At 32.7% G+C, this 542-nt stretch carries 1 protein-coding gene; it reads right to left on the reverse strand.

From position 1 onward, the window contains the following. Positions 1–164: 164 nt before the first annotated feature. On the reverse strand, positions 165–542 hold a 378-nt coding region (locus RB622_RS30230; RefSeq protein ID WP_308050576.1), incomplete at its 5' end, for a hypothetical protein.

Below are 542 nucleotides of genomic sequence, written 5' to 3' on the forward strand. Positions count from 1 at the left end.
TAATCTTTTTGTTTTCTACAATTATTGTGGTGCTCTGCACCTTTTTCTTTTGCGCTAATCTTTTTGTTTTTCTACAATTATTATGGTGCTCTGCACCTTTTTCCTTTGCGTTAATCTTTTTGTTTTTCTACAATTATTATGGTGCTCTGCACCTTTCTTTTGCGTTAATCTTTTTGTTTTTCTACAACTATTGTGGTGCTCTGCACCTTTTTTTGCGTTAATCTTTTTGTTTTTCTACAATTATTGTGGCGCTCTGCACCTTTTTCTTTTGCGTTAATCTTTTTGCGCTCTACAATTATTGTGGTGATCTGCACCTTTTTCTTTTGTGCTAATCTTTTTGTTTTTCTACAATTATTATGGTGCTCTGCACCTTTTTCTTTTGAGCTAATCTTTTTGTTTTCTACAATTATTATGGTGCTCTGCACCTTTTTCCTTTGCCTTAATCTTTTTGTTTTTCTACAATTATTGTGGTGCTCTGCACCTTTTTCTTTTGCGTTGATCTTTTTGTTTTCTATAATTATTATGGTGCTCTGCACCTTTTT

The sequence above is a fragment of the Dyadobacter sp. LHD-138 genome (assembly GCF_030929615.1).
Lineage (GTDB): Bacteria > Bacteroidota > Bacteroidia > Cytophagales > Spirosomataceae > Dyadobacter.